This is a genomic window from Corynebacterium sp. Marseille-Q2823 (assembly GCF_903645345.1).
GTDB classification, from domain to species: domain Bacteria; phylum Actinomycetota; class Actinomycetes; order Mycobacteriales; family Mycobacteriaceae; genus Corynebacterium; species Corynebacterium hiratae.
The window spans coordinates 1-17583 of the sequence record NZ_CAHJXS010000002.1 but is presented as its reverse complement, the minus strand read 5'-3'; the positions used below and the strand labels follow the sequence as shown (position 1 = coordinate 17583).

14 protein-coding genes, 1 tRNA gene and 1 pseudogene are annotated in these 17583 nt (G+C 58.8%); 8 read left to right on the top strand and 8 right to left on the bottom strand.

The window, feature by feature from the left end; translation table 11 throughout:
- The first annotated feature begins 229 nt into the window (after nucleotides 1-229).
- Nucleotides 230-1732, top strand: coding sequence for a collagen-like protein (locus HWX44_RS02010; protein WP_175972994.1), 1503 nt, complete (start codon nucleotides 230-232; stop codon nucleotides 1730-1732).
- 78 nt (nucleotides 1733-1810) lie between these two features.
- Here HWX44_RS02010 and HWX44_RS02005 read toward each other — a convergent pair whose 3' ends face one another.
- On the bottom strand, nucleotides 1811-3418 hold the full coding sequence (locus HWX44_RS02005; protein WP_158395532.1) for a cation:proton antiporter family protein: 1608 nt from the start codon (nucleotides 3416-3418) through the stop codon (nucleotides 1811-1813).
- A 344-nt stretch (nucleotides 3419-3762) separates the two neighbouring features.
- Between HWX44_RS02005 and HWX44_RS02000 the strand changes: the two are divergent.
- Nucleotides 3763-4973: pseudogene (locus HWX44_RS02000) on the top strand (IS1249 family transposase).
- Nucleotides 4974-5119: 146 nt separating this feature from the next.
- On the opposite strand, the gene HWX44_RS01995 reads toward HWX44_RS02000, so the two are convergent.
- The 3 genes from HWX44_RS01995 to HWX44_RS01985 all read right to left on the bottom strand — a co-directional run bounded on the left by HWX44_RS01995 (nucleotide 5120) and on the right by HWX44_RS01985 (nucleotide 6866).
- Nucleotides 5120-5193: transfer RNA gene (locus HWX44_RS01995), tRNA-Pro, on the bottom strand.
- A gap of 88 nt (nucleotides 5194-5281) precedes the next feature.
- Nucleotides 5282-5680 (bottom strand): YchJ family protein, encoded by a 399-nt coding sequence (locus HWX44_RS01990; protein WP_070681404.1) that lies wholly within the window; start codon nucleotides 5678-5680, stop codon nucleotides 5282-5284.
- A 7-nt stretch (nucleotides 5681-5687) separates the two neighbouring features.
- Entirely contained in the window at nucleotides 5688-6866 is a 1179-nt protein-coding gene (locus tag HWX44_RS01985) for a bifunctional alpha/beta hydrolase/OsmC family protein (RefSeq protein ID WP_049154981.1), read from the bottom strand.
- Between the two features lie 96 nt (nucleotides 6867-6962).
- Here HWX44_RS01985 and secA2 point away from each other — a divergent pair, with 96 nt between their 5' ends.
- The 5 genes from secA2 (at nucleotide 6963) to HWX44_RS01960 (ending at nucleotide 12171) form a co-directional block, all read left to right on the top strand.
- Nucleotides 6963-9254: an accessory Sec system translocase SecA2 gene (gene secA2, locus HWX44_RS01980; protein ID WP_175973243.1), complete on the top strand. Its 2292-nt coding sequence runs from the start codon at nucleotides 6963-6965 to the stop codon at nucleotides 9252-9254.
- An 86-nt stretch (nucleotides 9255-9340) separates the two neighbouring features.
- Nucleotides 9341-9772, top strand: coding sequence for an oxoglutarate dehydrogenase inhibitor Odhl (odhI, locus tag HWX44_RS01975; protein ID WP_010186533.1), 432 nt, complete (start codon nucleotides 9341-9343; stop codon nucleotides 9770-9772).
- 118 nt (nucleotides 9773-9890) lie between these two features.
- On the top strand, nucleotides 9891-10637 hold the full coding sequence (gene ftsR, locus HWX44_RS01970) for a transcriptional regulator FtsR (RefSeq protein WP_046649387.1): 747 nt from the start codon (nucleotides 9891-9893) through the stop codon (nucleotides 10635-10637).
- 61 nt (nucleotides 10638-10698) lie between these two features.
- Nucleotides 10699-11295 carry a bifunctional nuclease domain-containing protein gene (locus tag HWX44_RS01965; protein WP_175972992.1) on the top strand — a complete coding sequence of 199 codons (597 nt, stop codon included), beginning with the start codon at nucleotides 10699-10701 and terminating at the stop codon, nucleotides 11293-11295.
- Nucleotides 11296-11610: 315 nt separating this feature from the next.
- Nucleotides 11611-12171 carry a MerR family transcriptional regulator gene (locus HWX44_RS01960; RefSeq protein ID WP_175973241.1) on the top strand — a complete coding sequence of 187 codons (561 nt, stop codon included), beginning with the start codon at nucleotides 11611-11613 and terminating at the stop codon, nucleotides 12169-12171.
- A 127-nt stretch (nucleotides 12172-12298) separates the two neighbouring features.
- Here the strand turns inward: HWX44_RS01960 and HWX44_RS01955 are convergent, their stop codons facing one another.
- Genes HWX44_RS01955 through HWX44_RS01945 form a run of 3 tightly spaced genes read right to left on the bottom strand, consistent with a single transcriptional unit; the run spans nucleotide 12299 to nucleotide 15356 of the window.
- A complete protein-coding gene (locus tag HWX44_RS01955) occupies nucleotides 12299-13135 on the bottom strand; it encodes a vWA domain-containing protein (protein WP_175972991.1) in 837 nt (278 codons plus the stop codon).
- Nucleotides 13136-13191: 56 nt separating this feature from the next.
- Entirely contained in the window at nucleotides 13192-14046 is an 855-nt protein-coding gene (locus HWX44_RS01950) for a 3-methyladenine DNA glycosylase (protein ID WP_070702565.1), read from the bottom strand.
- Nucleotides 14043-15356: a DEAD/DEAH box helicase gene (locus HWX44_RS01945; protein WP_175972990.1), complete on the bottom strand. Its 1314-nt coding sequence runs from the start codon at nucleotides 15354-15356 to the stop codon at nucleotides 14043-14045. Before HWX44_RS01945 ends, HWX44_RS01950 begins: the two co-directional genes overlap by 4 nt.
- 125 nt (nucleotides 15357-15481) lie before the next feature.
- On the opposite strand from HWX44_RS01945, the gene HWX44_RS01940 reads away from it, so the two are divergent.
- Nucleotides 15482-16276 carry a hypothetical protein gene (locus HWX44_RS01940; RefSeq protein ID WP_254868086.1) on the top strand — a complete coding sequence of 265 codons (795 nt, stop codon included), beginning with the start codon at nucleotides 15482-15484 and terminating at the stop codon, nucleotides 16274-16276.
- Between the two features lie 186 nt (nucleotides 16277-16462).
- Here the strand turns inward: HWX44_RS01940 and HWX44_RS01935 are convergent, their stop codons facing one another.
- A complete protein-coding gene (locus HWX44_RS01935) occupies nucleotides 16463-17581 on the bottom strand; it encodes an HNH endonuclease signature motif containing protein (protein WP_254868085.1) in 1119 nt (372 codons plus the stop codon).
- Nucleotides 17582-17583: the final 2 nt, after the last annotated feature.

Here is a 17583-nt window from a genome sequence, read left to right as displayed (position 1 = left end):
TATCCGCAAGTTATCCGTTGGTGATGGGGGTAAGATAATCGTATTGTCAACGATGTTGACGCTGTGAACTGCACTGATGCTGAACTGGGGGTTTCCAAACGGGGGTAACGAATAGTTACTCAAATGTAGAAAATATATTTCGACGGTTGTATGGTGACCACGTCCGAACCTTAAGCACTTAGCTCACTGTGTTAAGTGTGTGCTCATCGACTTGCAAGAAAGACTTCGCATGCGTTCCCTACACTCTCGCATCGTTGCCACCGCAGTGGCCGTAGCAACCTTTTCTTCCGTTATTGTCGCCCCGCAGACCTTCGCCGTTGAGGAGCCGAGCGATACGTCTTTTGTCCACGAACAGTCCGGCGCTGACACTGTCGACGTCAATGGCACCGCCTTCGACGAAGACGGCAACCTGATCGATTCAAACAACGCGGGCGACAACACCATTGAGGAGTTGGAGCGTGAATCCCGAGACAACGACTTTGGCTTCTACGGCGCGGAAAACGGCAAGCCAACGACACTCGATGAGCTGGAAACCGCCGAGGCATCGACGGCTGACGCGACTATCAAGGTCGTAGAGAAGAACGGCAAATTGGTGTGTGAGATCACCGATGCCCCAGGCAAAGAAGGCGAGATTCTCGAGCGCAAGCTGGACCTTGCAAGGGCTTTCTACGACGGTGGAAACAAGCTGCTCCAGACGGTGTGGGAAGTAATCCCAGTCGTCGGTGAACTTGTGCCTTCTGACTTCATCAAGAAGATTGGCGCAAGCTCGTGGGAGGGAATTGCCAAACTTGTTCGTGATGGTGAGGCAGACAAGGACGTCACCTGGGATCTCGCACGCGCGCAAGGCATGGCCATCGCCAAGATTGATAACGCTGATGCAGAGGTGGACTTAAAGAATCCAGATGCCGCCAAGAAGACCGTTTCTGGCCTCATCAAGTTTGCTGACGGTGCTTTTGGCACCGGTGTGGCCACCGTTCTGAAGATCTTCAATGCCGCTGTCACCATCGCAGGTCTTTTCCCAGGTGCCAGCGCGGCCAAGGATTTGAAATTGAGCGAGACCCAGCAAAAGGAGATCGAGTCTACGCTCTCAGGCATTTCGGCTTCCGCTTCTGCGCTCGCGGAGATTAACGCACCGGCAGGCCAGAAGTGTGCGGATATGCTCAATGGCAAGAAGGTAAGCAACGACAAGCCCGCTTCTCCTTCGACGTCTAAGACCACTGAGCCTTCAGAATCCCCCGCGTCTTCTGAGCCGTCTAGCTCAGTAACGCCGAGCCCTTCTGAGACCACCGAGCCCGAGGAATCGGAGTCTGAGACGCCTACGACGACCGAACCCTCGACTTCTACCACCGACGGTGCTGAGGCTCAGGACGGCAAAGACGGTAAGGACGGTGAACCAGGCCGCGATGGAAAAGACGGTAAGGATGGTATCGACGGCAAGGATGGCCGCGACGGTGCCAACGGTGCACCGGGCGCACCCGGCCGCGATGGCGTCGATGGCCAGGACGGGCGCGACGGTCTTAACGGTCTAAATGGCCGCGACGGCGCTGACGGGAAGGATGGCAAAGACGGTCAAGACGGAAAGGACGTCGATTCCTCCTCCATGGCTGGCTACACATTCCTCGCAGCTATCCTCGGTGGCGGTCTCGTCGTTTCTATTCTGGGCGCGATGGATTACCTCTACCTTTTGGGCTACCTGCCCAAGGAGGGGATCCCGTGGCGTGCTAACAGCTAAGCACCCATTGGACGCTGAGTCCGGACACAGGAGCCGGTCTCAGCAGGGAGCGGGCTGGATGCCGCGGAGGACGTTTTTCTAAAGCTCGCCCTCGTTGCGCAAGTGCCGTAGCTGATTCTCCGTAAAAGTTCGCTCCGCTAGGGATTCGCCGGCACCGTCCTGCAAGTGCACAACGACACTGAGCCCGAGCTCCTGCAGGTCCTCGACGTCTTCACGGTACATGGCCACCGAGCTGATGGTGCATTCTTCGGTATTGATGCGGGAAGCGTAGATTTCCTTGACGGCGTCTACGTTCGCGTGCTGGGCCGGCATGGCGAGCATAATCATATCGATCTGGTGGCTGTCCTTGACGCGCTCCCAGAAGTCGATATCTGTTGCATCGCCCTCCACGACGTTGTAGCCACTCTCTTGGAGATGGCGAACTCGTGCTGGATCGTGTTCCACTCCCAAAACCTTGGCGCCGTAGACGTCGACGAGCTCCTTGTAACAGGAAAGGCCGAGCCGTCCTACGCCGAGGACGAGCGCATGGGCGTCGCCAAGCTCGATGGGGCGATCCTCCGGGTGAATCTTGTGCGGTGGGCGGGCCGGCAGTCGCTTGGCTAGGTGTGTAGCTCGCGAGACGTTTTGTGGGTTGAGGATTGCCGAGATGACAAAGCTCAACGAAACAGCGAGCACGAGTGACAGCAGCCAGCGTTGGTTGAGCCAGCCGTCCTGTACTCCCACAGCGGCAATGATAAGGGCGAACTCAGAGTAGTTCGCCAGCAACAGGGAAGCAAGGACAGAAGTGCGGTTGCGCAGTCCCAACATCCACAGGATTGCCCAGTAAGCGAGGCCCTGGATGGGCAAAAGCAGCAGGAGCAACCCGGCGTCGACGATGTTGTGCCACGTTGGTAGGCCCAGGAAACCGATGTTGACGAAAAAGCCAACCAGCAGCAGTTCTTTGAGGGTAAACAGTGAATGGCTGAGCTGTTCTGCGCCAGGGGAGCGGGAGAGCACCACGCCCATGATGAGCGCGCCGAGGCTTCCGGAGAGGCCGACCCACTCGAAGAGAGCATAACCAGGCAGCAGCGCCATGACGATGCCAAAGAGCGCGCCCAGCTCACCGTGCCCGAGCTTGTACCAGCGGCGAGTAGTCAGCGCTAGCAGCGGGACGATGAGGACAAGCAACACGGCCGCTAAGCTTGGTGGCTCTCCCCGCAGGATGCTCATGAAGACGACAGCGATGATGTCCTGCATGATGAGGACGCCGATGCAGATATTGCCGTAGAGGGCTTGTTCATCGCCGCGGTCTTGCAAGATTTTGACGACCACGATGGTGCTGGAAAAACTCAGCACGAGGGCGACGTTGACCGCTATCGAAAAACTGGTCGGACCGAATGCGCCGAGTGCGCCGAGAGCCGTGATAAAACCCATGCCGAGGAGGGTCATCACGAGCACGTGCGCGGTGGCGGTAAGCCAGACAGCCTTGTCGGTCAAGGCCCTCAGATCGAGGCGCAACCCGATTGCAAAAAGCATCAGCGTAACACCGATGTCGGCGAAAAGATCTAACGCTTCAACGTGCTCGATACCCCCGGCATTGAGCGCGAAGCCAGCGACGAGAAACCCGATGAGAGGCGGCAATCGCACCGCCCACGCAACGAGGCCGCAGCCAAACACCACTGCGAGGTAGATCAATAACAATTCCATGGATTGTAATAGTGCCCTAACCCGAGCTTTGGCCAGAGTTTGAAACACTATCTACCCCATGAGGGTGAGAAACATGGAGTGGCCTTGCTTGGCGATACATGTCGTTCACGGTAAATAAGCGCTAAAAAATTGAATTATTCGACCTCTATTTACCGTGGGCGTAGTAACCCAGGCTTAAGGGACATTTCGTGTGGATAAACCGATACGGATTCCCGGGGCAGCCTGGGATAATACGGTGATCTTGATTTTGAATCGGTTCCAACGGCCCGATCTGTGAAATCAACACTGGATAGTCCTAGGTCTGTGATAGGAGGACTGCTGCTGGTGCGGTAAGGCCAATTCCTATGGCTAATAGGAATCGGCCGTCGTGTGACATGTGCGGCCACGGACTGGTTAAGAACGGCAAAACCGCGGCAGGAACCCAGCGCTGGTTGTGTCCTAAATGCAACGTTTCATCGATTAATACCCGCGCACACACCAGCGAGATTCGGCACTTCAAAATCTTTATTGACTGGATTCTTTCCGGCGAATCCGCAGACCATTTAGCCAAACGCCTTGGGGTAACAAGGCGGACTTTGACCCGGTGGTTCAAGCTGCTGTGGTTTATCACCGTGCCCACGTCTACTGACCCCTATCGTGTTTATGACCAGGTCTTTATCGACGGCACCTACTTCCACAAGAAATGCCTGCTGGTAGCCTGCACCGAAACACACGTCATCGCCTGGCACTGGTGCCTGCGTGAAAGCTCATACGAGTACCTGAAACTGCTCGACAAAATCGCGCACCCACTCATCGTCACCACCGACGGGGCAGGCGAGCACTCAAGGCACTGCGTATTAAATGGCCCGATGTGACCATCCAGCGTTGCTTAGTTCACGTCCAACGCAACACTTTTGCTGATATCAGCCGCAACCCGATTCACCCAGCGCATAAAGCAATCCGGAAACTGGGCTACATGCTTGTCCAAGTACGCAATCCCGACGATGCTGCGCGGTTTACAGCTGCAGTCCACCACACCCGCATTACCTTTGCTGATTGGCTTAAAGAGCGAACCTACCGCAGTGCTATACCAGCAGGCCAAGTACCGAAATGGGTCAGCCCCAACCAGAAATGGTGGTACACCCACCGCAACGCCCGCAGGGCTCTAAAACGGCTAGAAAAGCTCATCCACGCCGGACAATTATTTACCTTCCTTGACCCGCCTGAAGGTGTCACACAGGATTTAAAAGCCACCACGAACCTGCTGGAAGGTGGCATCAACAAACAGCTCAAAGACCTAGCAGGAAACCATCGTGGCATGTTCGATGAGCATCAGCGCATCACCATGGACTGGTGGCTCTACACCCACACCGAAGACCCGGTAGCGCCACTGGAGTTAGCCAAGCAACAAGACTTCGGACGCCAAGGAGAAAAAGCAGCACGCGCAGCCTGGGCAAAAGAAGAACTCAAACGGCGCGGCCACCCAGACGGGCGACCTGCCACATTCGACACCGGCATCGACAACGAATGGAACCCCAGCTTAGGCATAAGAAAAGGCTGGGCCGGACGCTCCTAAATCCACACGAAATGTCCCTTAGTGCGACACGCCGCAAATCCACACGAAATGTCCCTTAAGCCGTAACCCAAGGCTTAAGCCTTAACCTGTCGACTCGTTCCAGAAGAAAAGGCTGGTCAGAAGAAATCTGACCAGCCTAAATTTTGTCGGACTAACAGGATTTGAACCTGCGACCCCTACACCCCCAGTGTAGTGCGCTACCAAACTGCGCCATAGTCCGCTGCCGCACCATTAGGTGCAACTGCTACAGATTACACCAGCGGTATTCGCTTCGACAAATCCCAGTTCAACCTTTGTTTTAGCGGCAGCTAAAACTCTCCGGCGGAATAGACCCACTGCCCGTTTTGGCGGTGGAAAGAGGAGCGCTCTCGCTGCGAGCCCTTCGCGGCCCCCTTGTAAAAGGCTTCGAATTCAACGATGCCGGTCTGGTCCAAGGGGCCGCCGGCGACGGTGTCGATAATGTCGAGGCGGTAGAAGCGGATCCCAGTATCCGCTAGGTCGAGGCGCTCGGGGCGGGTTTCGGGGTCCCAGGTACGCAGCAAATAATCCTCGTCGCCGGCGACGAAAGCGCTGAAACGCGAGCGCATCAGGGTCTCCGCTGAGGGGGCGGGTGTGCCGGCATGGTAGCGCGAGCAGCACTCGCCGAAGCTTAGGCCGGTACCGCAGGGACAGCGGGCGGCAGGGTCAAGTGGGTTAAGAACAACCATGGGCGGCTTATTCTGCAGTGGTTGCCACGGTGGTGGCGATGTCCACAGCGAGGAGGGAATCGATGGTGGTGGAAGCGGCGGCGTCGGCAAGCGCGCGTTGTTGATCGGCGCTCAGAAAGCCAGGAAGCGTCACCGTACGTGTGAAACGAGATTCGGATTCTTGGTTAACCCTGACAGATACCGCTTCGAGCACCTTCGCGTCGATTTTCTGCGCCTTGCCTGCTTCTTTGATGGCCTGAGTGCTTGCCGTAGCCACTGCGGACATAAGAAGGCCTTCCGCGGTGAAACCTTGGCCTTTGCCGCCGTTCTTTTTCGTGCGGTCAGCGCTCACCGATCGGTCATTGTGGCGCACGACGACGCCCATCCTGGTTCCAACTGCCGGAATTGCAAGCGCGGAGTCCTCAGCAACTGGGGTGGGAATGTTCTCCGGAACAATAAACTGCTCCGCCCAAGCCCCGATGAGGTCGGCGGCACGGGCTGCCGCGCCCTGCTTAGTCACCAGGTGATCGGCCTTATCCAAGGCGACGAGGGACTTGGGATAGCGCGTGGTCCGGAAAATATTTTGCGCGTTATCAATGCCCACCGTTTGATCAATGGGGGAATGCAGCACCATGAGGGGCTTGCGCAGGCGCGGAAGATAGTCCTCCGGGTTGGTCTCAGCAAGGTCTTCGAGGAAGAGGCGCGAAATGGTCAGCGCCCGGCCGCCAAGGGTGACCTCGACTTCACCGTTGGCGTCGACCTCGCCGATCTTGTCGGCGTAGTGCAGCACGGAGTGTGCAGGATCGAAGGGGGCGCCGATGGTGGCCACAGCCTTGAGGGAGCGAATGTTGTTGGCCGCGGCCAGAGCGGCAGCCCCGCCCAGTGAATGGCCCATGAGTAGCTGTGGTGCGGAATAGTTGTGTGCTAGCCAGTCGGCAGCAGCCTGGATATCGGCAACGTTTTGGCTAAAGCAGGTGTCCGCGAAATTTCCTTCGGATTGGCCTAGGCCAGGAAAATCAAAGCGTAGGGTAGCGATGCCAAAGTTAGTCAGCTGCTTGCTCACACGAGCGGCGCCGGGGGTATGGCGCGAACCGGCAAAGCAGTGCGCGAAGATGGCGAAGGCTTGCGGAGGGGAGTCAGGGAAGTCGATGGTTCCGGCCATCGCGGTACCGGTGCTGGAGGGGAGCGACACGTTCACGGATTGCATGTCCGTAAGGATATAAGGGCGAACGCACGCTTGCGAACCGGGGTTGACTAGAGTCGATAGAAGACCTGTATGACGCACAAGGATGGAGGAGTGCTCATGGGCGCATTCGATTGGTTCTGGAAGGCAATGGGCGCGCAGTCCGAACGCAACAACAAGAAGTCGAAAGCCGTTGTGACGGCCGCAGATTCCGCGGTGGAGGATATCGCGAACCTGTCGGATGCTGACGTTGCCGCCACTGCGCGCGCTTGCGTGAAAGACGGGGGAATTGCAGATAAGTCTCGTTTCCTCGCGGCATTGGCCGTGGCGAGCGAACGCAAGCTTGGCATGCGCCCGTTTACTGTCCAGTCCCAGGCCGTGCTTCGTTTGCTGGAAGGTGACGTCATCCAGATGGCCACCGGTGAGGGAAAGACCTTGGTGGGTGCCATGGCTGCGACTGGTTTCGCGCTCACCGGCAAGCGCGTGCACCTGGTGACGGTTAATAATTATCTAGCGGCGCGTGACGCCGAATGGATGCGCCCACTCGTGGAGTTCTTTGGACTCACGGTGGCTTCCGTGACGGAGAAAATGGGGCCGGAAGAGCGGCGCGGGGCTTACCTTTCCGACATCATTTATGCGCCGGTTAATGAGCTCGGTTTCGATGTGCTACGGGATAACCAGATCACCTCCCGGGAGCAGACGGTGCAGGCGCGCGCGGACGTGGCGTTGGTGGATGAGGCGGACTCTGTGCTTGTCGACGAAGCCCTCGTCCCCCTCGTCCTCGCCGGAAATCGCCCCGGTGAGGAATCTACGGGCCACATCACCAACGTGGTCTCGCGCTTGCGCGAGGAGCAGGACTATGTCATCGCGGAGGACGGCCGCACGGTGGCGCTCACCGATGATGGTGCGGCGCGAGTCGAGCGGGAATTGGGTATTGACTCGCTGTATTCGGAAGAGAATATCGGCTCCGTACTGGTGAAGGTCAACCTGGCGCTACACGCGAAGGCGCTGCTCATCCGTGACATTCACTACATCATCACGGACGGAAAGCTGCAGCTTATCGACGCCTCCCGCGGCCGCGTGGCCGAGCTACAACGCTGGCCGGATGGACTCCAAGCAGCGGTGGAGGCCAAAGAAGGCCTGGAGGTATCAGAAGGTGGGCGCATCCTCGACACCATTACGCTGCAGGAGCTCATGCGTCGCTATCCCTTGGTCTGTGGCATGACGGGCACCGCGGTGGAGGCCACCGACCAGTTGCGACAGTTTTATGACCTGCACGTCTCGGTCATCGACCGCAACAAGGAACTGCAGCGCTTCGATGAAGCAGACCGCATCTACGCGTCTGTGGACGAAAAATCGCGCGCCATCGTCAACGAGATCGTTGCGATCAACAGCACGGGTCAGCCGGTCCTCGTTGGTACCCACGATGTCGCGGAGTCCGAGGACCTCGCTGCAGCTTTGCGTGAGCGCGGCATTACTGTCAACGTCCTCAACGCTAAGAACGACGAGGACGAAGCACGCATCGTCGCGGAGGCAGGCGACGTGGGGCGCGTGACCGTTTCAACGCAGATGGCGGGCCGCGGCACCGATATCAAGCTGGGCGGCGCGGACGAAGCTGACCGCGACGCGGTCGTCGAGAAGGGCGGTTTGGCAGTACTTGGCACCTCGCGGCACCGTTCCTCGCGGTTGGACAACCAGCTGCGCGGCCGTGCGGGCCGGCAGGGAGATCCGGGCATGTCACTCTTCTTCGTCTCCTTGGAGGACGACGTAGTTCAGCAGGGTGGGGAAGATGAGTCCCTGTCGGCGCGTCCAGATGCTGATGGCCTCATTGAATCCAAGCGTGTCCGAGACTTCATCGCACACTGTCAGCGGGTGACGGAAGGCCAGTTGCTGGAGATTCACGCGCAGACGTGGAAGTACAACCAGCTGCTGGCGGATCAGCGCATCATTATCGATGAGCGCCGTGCCAAGTTGCTCGATACAGACCAGGCCTGGCAGGAGCTCGCTGAGCGAGCACCCGATCGCGCCGCCGAGCTAAGCGACGTCCCCGTGGATGCCCGTGAGCGCGCTGCCCGCGAGATCATGCTCTACCACCTCGACTTGGCGTGGGCCGACCACTTGGAGCTGATGGATGACGTGCGTGAATCCATTCACTTGCGTGCCATTGCTCGCGAGACACCTATCGATGAATACCACCGCATCGCGGTACGCGAATTCAAGGATTTGGCGCAGCGCGCGGTTGATGATGCCGTCGATACTTTTAAGACCGTGCTTATTGATGCCGATGGTGCGCACCTAGAGGATCATGGACTGTCCCGCCCGAGTGCCACCTGGACTTATATGGTTTCCGATAATCCATTGTCTGGCGGGGGAAATTCCGTGCTCAAAGGCATAGGAAACATTTTCCGTTAATGTATTTGTGGAGAGGCGACTCGCGCGCGCAGCGGAGTCGCTAATATGGAATGAGTCAACATCGATCCGACCCTTCGGAGGTAAAAATGAGCGAGAATACCGGAACGCCGGAACCGCAGGCAGAGACTACTTCTGTCTTCCGCGCTGATCTTCTTAAGGAGATGGAAAACGGCACCGCGGCGGGTTCCGACGCCTCCGTTGCTGGTGCTGAGAACCTGGCTGAAGGCCAGGCCCTGCTCGTCGTGAAGCGAGGCCCGAATGCTGGCGCGCGCTTCTTGCTTGATCAGCCGACCACCACCGCCGGCCGTCACCCGGAAGCAGACATCTTCCTCGATGACGTCACCGTCTCCCGCCGCCACGCAGAATTCCGCGCCAAGGATGGCCAGTTCGAGGTCGTGGACGTCGGATCGCTCAATGGCACCTACGTCAATCGCGAGCCGCGCAATGCGCAGGTACTGGAAGTAGGCGACGAAATCCAGATTGGTAAGTTCCGCCTCGTCTTCATCGCCCCTAAATAGGGCAGTACCTGTCAGCAAGGACGAAGCGGGGGTACGAGGGGAGCAGCCGGTCTTGCTTCCTCACTGTGCCTGCCCTTTGTCAAAGTGAATCCGCGTAGAAAGCAGTAGTAGTCCCATCGTGAGCGCTCAGAAGTCCACCGCAGCTGCAGCAACAGCATCTTCGGCGGCCAAGAAGACCAAGCAAAAGCCCATGTCTATTGGCGTAACGCTGAAGCACGTGCAGAAGCAGTTCCCGGACGTGACGGTGTCGAAGATTCGCTTTTTGGAATCTGAGGGTCTGATTACTCCGGAACGCACCGCGAAGGGCTACCGTCGCTACTACCAGAAGGATCTTGACCGTCTGCGCTACATTCTGACCGCGCAGCGCGACCACTACACGCCGCTCAAGGTCATACGTGAGCAGCTGGAGGCGATGGATTCGGGGCAAGTCACCGCCATTGTCTCCTCCCAGGCTGAGGCACTGATCAGTGCCGAGCAGCTGCGAGCACCAGTGGTGACCAGGCTTACCGACGCCGACGTGGCCGACCAAGCCGGGACCACGCAAGAAAACATTGCGGAGCTGGTCTCGGTGGGGCTCATTAAGCCGGATCCGGCGGGATTCTTTGACACGGATGACGTGTCTATTGTGTCGGCGGCTGTCGCCTTAGAGTCCTTCGGCTTTGAGGCACGGCAATTGAAGTCGCTGCGCAATGCCGCCCGCCGGCAGGCAGACATGATTTCACAGGTGGCTTCACCGGTGGCGCATTCGAAGTCTGATACGGCCCCGCAGCAGGCCGAAGAGCTCTCGCAGCAGATGGCGGCGCTTGTTCTGTCCCTTCATGGAACGCTGGTCAAGACTGAGCTGCGGGACGAGTTCCGCCCTTAGCGGATTAGAGGGCTGCTCTGTTAATCGCCACGCGTGAGGAAAGTGTGGAAAAGTGGGTGCCATGACTGCAGAAGTATTGAAATTTTTAGGAATCCACCCCGTCGGCCCCGAGAATAGCCTGTGCGCCCTCTTTTACTGGGAAGAAGCAGACCGGCACGTACCTGTGTGGGTCTCGCCCATTGATGGAGCCCGCGTTCTCCAGGTGCTGGAGCGCCATTACAACGCGCGGCCTAGTACCTATGAACTCCTGATTGCCTTCGCCGACCAGCTTGATGGGATCGAGCATATTTGTGTCTCCGAGTACCACAAGGGCGCTTTCATGGTCGACGTGGTCGACGGAACAGGTGAGGAGCACGACGCCCGCATCTGTGACGCCCTCGTCCTTGCAGATCACTACGGGGTGCCCGTCCGCTTTGAGAAGGAAGTGCTCGAGGAGGTCGCTGTTTACATTAGCGATGAAGACCTTAAGGAGTACTACGGTCTCGAGCGCGAGGCTAAGTCCCCAGAGACCTTCCCGGAGAAGAGGTCGCGCGATTTTCAAGAGATGGCGGCCCGGCAGAAAGCTCAGGAAGACGATGACTTTGAGCAGCTGATGCGTGATTCCGGCATTTCCGAAGAAGATTTGCTTGGGGGCGACTCGCCGGAAGATGAAGACTAAGGCCCGCGCATCCAGCTGAGCTTCGTACGTAGAAGGGTAGCGGTCGGCTCGGCATACTTGCCAGCACAACAGACTAAACACAGCGGCACCGTTTCTGGGTGCCGCTTTTCTTGTCATCAGCGATTTTTTTAATGACACGCGTGTGACTAATGATGACAAAGTGACCAAAGAAGTCTAAAGTTCTACTAGAGGTTCACGAAGGGCGACCCTTGACGTGGTCGCTGACGTGGCCTTTAATAGAAAAATAGAACTCCCCTCAAACATCACTGGAGTAATTACGTGAGCAGTAAAAACAACCGCACCGAGTCCCGCGCCCTGCCGCTCGATGACGCCGCAACGAACGGCTACGTCCAGGAATCCCTCTTCGACGTCGGACCGGACGAGGAGTTGGGCTACCGCGTTCCCATCGCGTGTCAGGTAGCCGGCATTACCTACCGTCAGCTGGATTACTGGGCACGCACCGACCTGGTCAAGCCCTCTATCCGCACCGCGCGTGGTTCTGGCTCCCAGCGTCTGTACTCTTTTAAGGACGTATTGGTGCTCAAGATTGTCAAGCGCCTTCTGGACACCGGTATTTCTCTGCAGAACATCCGCCTCGCCGTGGAATCCCTGCGGGATCGCGGCGTTAATGACTTGGCGGAGCTCACGCTTGTCTCCGACGGCACCACGGTCTATGAGTGCCGGTCCAACGATGAAGTCATCGACCTCCTCGCCGGAGGCCAAGGCGTATTCGGTATCGCCGTACCTGGCATCCTTAAGGAGCTCTCCGGCACCATCACGTCCTTCCCGGCCGAGCGCGTCGTGGAGGAAGAAGAGACTGACATCGTTATTGGCCTCGACGAGCTCGCTGCTCGCCGTAAGCGCAGGAGCTCTTAAACTCGCGCCACTCGCCGCCGCGTCTTTCCTGCACTGCTGCTCACGTCAGTGCCCTGGGGAAAGATGCGGCGGCTTTCTGCGCTTTGGGAGCGCACGCCGCGGACTCGCTTTGCACGAGAGCCCGCGTCTAGCGTGCGCCGACTGCGGCCGAGATGGCCGTTGCATTGTCTTGGGCATCGGATGGATCTGCGACCGTGCTGTAGGAATCAGCCAGCTTTTCGAGTTCAGCATCCTTCTCGCCGTTACCCACGTGCACCACGCTCAAGCTCACTCCTTCGCCGCGGGCATTCTTTACGGCTTCGGCGAAGGCAGCATCATCCATATCTTGCTGCGTGCCGGTGGTCACGAGCACAACGCGTGTGTCCTTTCCGCTTTCAGCCACCTGGTCGATGGCGTTATCCAGCGCGGCTACCACAGCGCTGCGGGTTTGCGGAACGCCACCCGTGCCAAACATACCTACAGCATAGGCAACGTTATCGGCATCCCCATACGACACGTTTTGGCGGTAACCCACGGTTGCCGAGGCGGAAAGAGGAGAGGAGTAGTTCCAAAGGCCCACCTGGCTTCCCTCCGCGCCGGCCGCCGACGCCGCCTCAGCCACACCCTGGCTTACCGCGTCGAAATAGGGCGTGAGGTTCTCGGACGTATCCAAGAGGAACAAAGTATTCGCCGCAACCTGTGCCTCTGCGGCCTTTTCCTCCGAGCTGGGGGCGGCCGACGTCGATTCGGTGTCCTTCGCCGTTTCCGACGACGCAGGCGCGGCCGACGTTGTCGCCTCTGCAGTAGAGGTCTCCTCCGTCTTAGCTGTAGTTGATTCTGCCGCCACCGTTTCACCGGAATCGGAATCGTTTCCGCGGAAGAGGAAGAACCCTCCGATAACCAGCGCTAGCACCGCTAAAACGGCCACGATGATGACCCACGGTGCAAATGCGTAGTTATTCTTTCCATCCGAGTGCCGGGCCATCTCTTTCCTTCCGCGCTGGTTTCGCGGGGCGGCACAGCGCGCCCCGTCGGGTCACATCAATGGTTCCTCATTGTAGCGGGCAGTGCGGCGCGAATTTGGGAGACAAGCCGCGCGCGCAGGGGCTCGGCGGCGTCGGCAAGCGCGCGTTGGCGACGCACGTACTCGGACTTTCCTTCCGCCGTTTCGATGGGGACGACCCCAAAGCCCCACTCTCGGCAATCGTAGGGTGACGCTTCCATATCAAGTGTGCGTGCTGCCACGGCTAGCCGGAAGGTGTCGAGGAACAACTCACCCGGCACCAATGGCCCCAATTTCCACGCCCATTTATACAAATCCATAGTCGCATGGACGCAGCCAGCCTGGTCGTTCTCCGGTTGCCCCTCGCGAGTCAGCACCGTGAGGTTGAGCGGGCGCGCGGGCTCAGTGAAGAAGCGGAAGGCATCGTAATGCGTGCACTTGATGCGGTGCCTATCGACGACCTCATTCGTCCCTTCCGCCCCTAACCGCAGCGGCAAGTCATGGCGAGGAGAATCGGTGTGGTAGACCATGGCCCATTCGTGCAGGCCAAAGCAATCGAATTGGGTGGGGTTATGCGTGGTCTTTTCTAGCAGATTCAGGATGTAACGAACGGTGCTACCGCGGCGTGCGAGGAAGGCCTCAGTGTCCACCGTGACGCCCTCATCAGTGCGGTGGTAGTAGTTCCACTGAGCATGTGGGACCTCGCCGGCCAGAGTCACACCGACGCCTGGGTGCCAACGCCGCAGGTGCGACGGGCGGACGGGGTAGTACTCGAAAAGGAAGTCGTAGACAGGGTGATACGAGCCCGGGTGGCGGTAGCGTGCGAGATACTCGTTGGCCGCCTCCTCGTGCATGGTCATCCGGGTTTGCCAGGTTTTAGGCTGGAGAATCATCGCTGACCTGCGTTGCCCCGTCGGCGGCGCTGGTTACGGCTACCCGATCGTCGACGCGCAGACTGTCTTTCGGACTGACTCTGTGGCTTCTTCTTTGATGGTTGCTGGTGTGGTGGGCCGAGCGGTTCGCCGTTGGGCTTGCGAGCTCCCGTCATCTGGGCGAGCTCGGGGCTGCTGGCTGGGTTGGCGCGGTCACTGATGTCGAGGTCGGTGTGTGCAACGCCCGCCTTCGCGATGAGCTTTGCCACCTCATCGCGTTGCTCGTCGGTGACGAGTGTGACTACGGTGCCGGAGTCGCCTCCGCGTGCAGTACGGCCGGAGCGGTGCAGATAGGCCTTGTGCTCAGCTGGCGGATCGACGTGGACGACAAGGGAGACGTCGGCGATGTCGATACCGCGGGCAGCGATATCGGTGGCGACGAGTACCGGAACGCTGCCGTCTGCGAAGCCCTCGATGGCCTTGGTACGTGAGCCCTGGCCCTTATCGCCGTGCAAGGGCAGCGCGTTGATTCCGACGCGGCGCAGCTTTTTGGCCTGCCTGTCGACGCCATGCTTGGTTCGCATAAACATGATGGTCTTGCCCTTGCGTGCGCCGAGGCGAAGAACGACGTCATTGCGGGCCTCGCGGGTGCCGATGAAAATAAGGTGGTGTTCCATCGTGTCGACTGCTGCCTCGACGGGGGCGGTGGAGTGGGTGACGGGATCGTGCATGAACTGGTTGACCAGCTTGTTGACTTCGCCGTCGAGGGTGGCGGAGAAGAGCAAACGTTGACCATCGACCGGCGTGAGTTTGAGCAGCTTGCGTACCTGGGGGAGGAAACCCATGTCCGCCATCTGGTCCGCCTCGTCGAGGGCGGTGATAGTGACGTGGTCGAAGAAGAGCTTGCCCTGGTCGATGAGGTCCTGGGCGCGTCCCGGTGTGGCAACGAGCAGGTCAACCGGGCGGGCAAGCGAGCGAATGTGGTTGTTGATGTTGACACCCCCGACGACTGCCAGTACCCGCAGTCCCAATGCCGCCGCGGGTTCGTCTAAGCGCTGCTGGATCTGGGTTGCCAGCTCGCGCGTCGGTGCTAGGACCAGCCCGCGCGGGTGGGCCGGACGCGACACCCCGGACTCCGCCAATCGGGCCAGCATAGGGAGACCAAACGTAAAGGTCTTTCCCGAGCCTGTGGGGCCACGGCCGAGGACGTCCTTGCCAGCGAGGGCGTCGGGAATAGCGGCTTCTTGGATAGGGAAGGGGGTCGTGATGCCCTGTTTGTCTAAGATATGAACAACATCGCGGGGGAGGCCGAGTTCGGCGAAAGTAGTCATCGGGTAAAAAGTCTAGTGCTCGGGCCTGCCAGACCGAAAAGCATCACAGTTACCGGTGGGGATTAGGCCTCGCATCCTGCATTTTTAGGGTTTGTGTGACGTGGTTCTCTGTTAAATTGAGCGACATGACGAATCCATTCGACAACTCTCAATCTCAGTCTCCTCCCCGCGGGTTTGGCCAGAACCCGCACCACGTCCAACCTGGGCACAACCAAGCGCCTCCCGGTTTTAATGGGCAAGGCCAAGGGATGCCGCAACCGCCACAGAAGAAGCCCGGTTCGAAGAAAGTGTTGTGGATTGTTCTAGCAATAATCCTCGGTCTTATTCTGGTTACAGGGCTCGCTCTTGTGGCGGCGTTTTCTGCTTTTAAGGACTTTGCCGCTGGATTGGATGATGGGCCAGGAGAGGTCGCTGCCTCTGATGCTGGCTATTGGGAGCGCACGATTGACGTCGATGATGTTGACGCTATCCGAGAGTCCGAGGTGCCAGCGTCTGTTCCTACACCTCTGGCTGAGCTGACGTCCGAGTGCTACGAAGATACGTCCTATTTCGGCGAGTCAGCAGATCAGGGCTACGACGCGCAGTGGGTCCCGACCATTTCCTGCCTCTATGGGGCCGACGGTGAGTTGGTCGCTCAGTACACCGAGAATCAGGGAGCCATTCGCGACGCGGAGCGCGTGGGGTTGCAGGAGTCCGTTGTGGATTACACATCCGCTCGCGGTTCCCAGATCGCAATTTTCGGACAGGATGAGGAATTCGTTATGGTGGAAGTGCTCGAGGGTCGTAACGCGGTCATTGAGTACGTGATGGGTGGTTACGACTCGGACGAGGTGGTGACCAACTACGGCGACCTTGCCAGCTATCTGGTAAACGCGGGGATCCTCGACGAGACTCCGGGGCCACCGCCGGTCGACGCCTAGTTATACGCCTATGCTTGACGACGTCCCCGTCCCACGCTCACCATGAATCGCCGCTGTGCCCAATGGCCGGCCGTCGTTGTGCGGGATCGCCGATATCCCCGTCAGCATGTCTTGTCTGACGGGTTCTTCTATCGGGAGCACCTTTGTCGCAGGTTACCAGCGCTTTTTGTGTTTGGTGGCTGAGTGTTAGCTGCTGTCGGGTGGTGGGTCCGGTGGCTGGGCTGGCGCTGAGGCTGCTTTTTCGGCGGTGAGTCTGGCTAGTGCTTCTTGGTATTCCGGCATCGCGGTTATCGGGGCACCCCACGGTGGGATGAAGCTAACGCCGGTGTTGAGCCGGTACATGTAGCCGCGCCCGGTGGGTTTTAAAGGGTCATCGTCATTAATGCCGTTGTGGTAGGCGCACAAAAACGTCAGGTTCTTGATGTTGGTGTAGCCGCCTGCTTGCCAGGGGATGAGGTGATGGATTTGGCAGTAATCAGCTGGCTTATTACACCCTGGTCTAGAACACGTGTGGAATTCAGCGTGCAGGGTAAGGCGTTGCTTGAAGTTTGCCCCGCGCTCGAGCCGCCAGGTGTTGATGGGCCCTTCGATGGGGTGGACGATGGTGGCGTAGCCTATTTCGGCAAACTTGTGGGTTAAGAACTCGGCCCCTGTCATGCGCCCACCGTTGGTCAGGTTGAGCTCGATCTCGTCGCCGTCACCGTTAATGATCTGGTCCAACTCATTCAGTGTGACGATGACTTGGGTGCGCACAGCGGGCTTGGTGCCGGCTGTTTCTTGGTTGAAGAAGACGTCGTTGGCGGCTTGTAGGAGGTCGGTGTTGTTGGTGGATTCTAAGACTGCGCGCATGTTGGCAATCGTGGTGGCATCGTCAGTAATGGAGAGTGTGTTGGGTCCTTCGGATCTGTAGGTGATGCGCACGCCTGGTTTGGCGGTTCTTTTACGCTTGAGTTCTTTAAGCCGTGCGGTGGCAACGGTGGGAATGCGGTGTGCGGGAGTAGCGGCGAGTTTTGCGCGGAGGTTCCACGCATCCAAGGTCTTCTTTACTTTTGAAACGTAGGTTTCAATCAGTGTGAGGGTACCCAGGCTGTGGCGTTGGTTGAGTGCGGACGCGCGGGCTTTGCGTTGTTTGCCGGTGTAGCGGGTGGGGCCGAAGTACACCTGGTGCAGACCGGCAAGCTCTGTGGCGTCGGCTGGGTCGGCGCCGAGCGCGCGAAGCTCATCGGGTGTGCCCGGTATATGCTCCACCAGCGCAATCCCCGAGTTGCGGAGGCGGAGGTAGGTTTCAATATCCCCCATGGGCACGA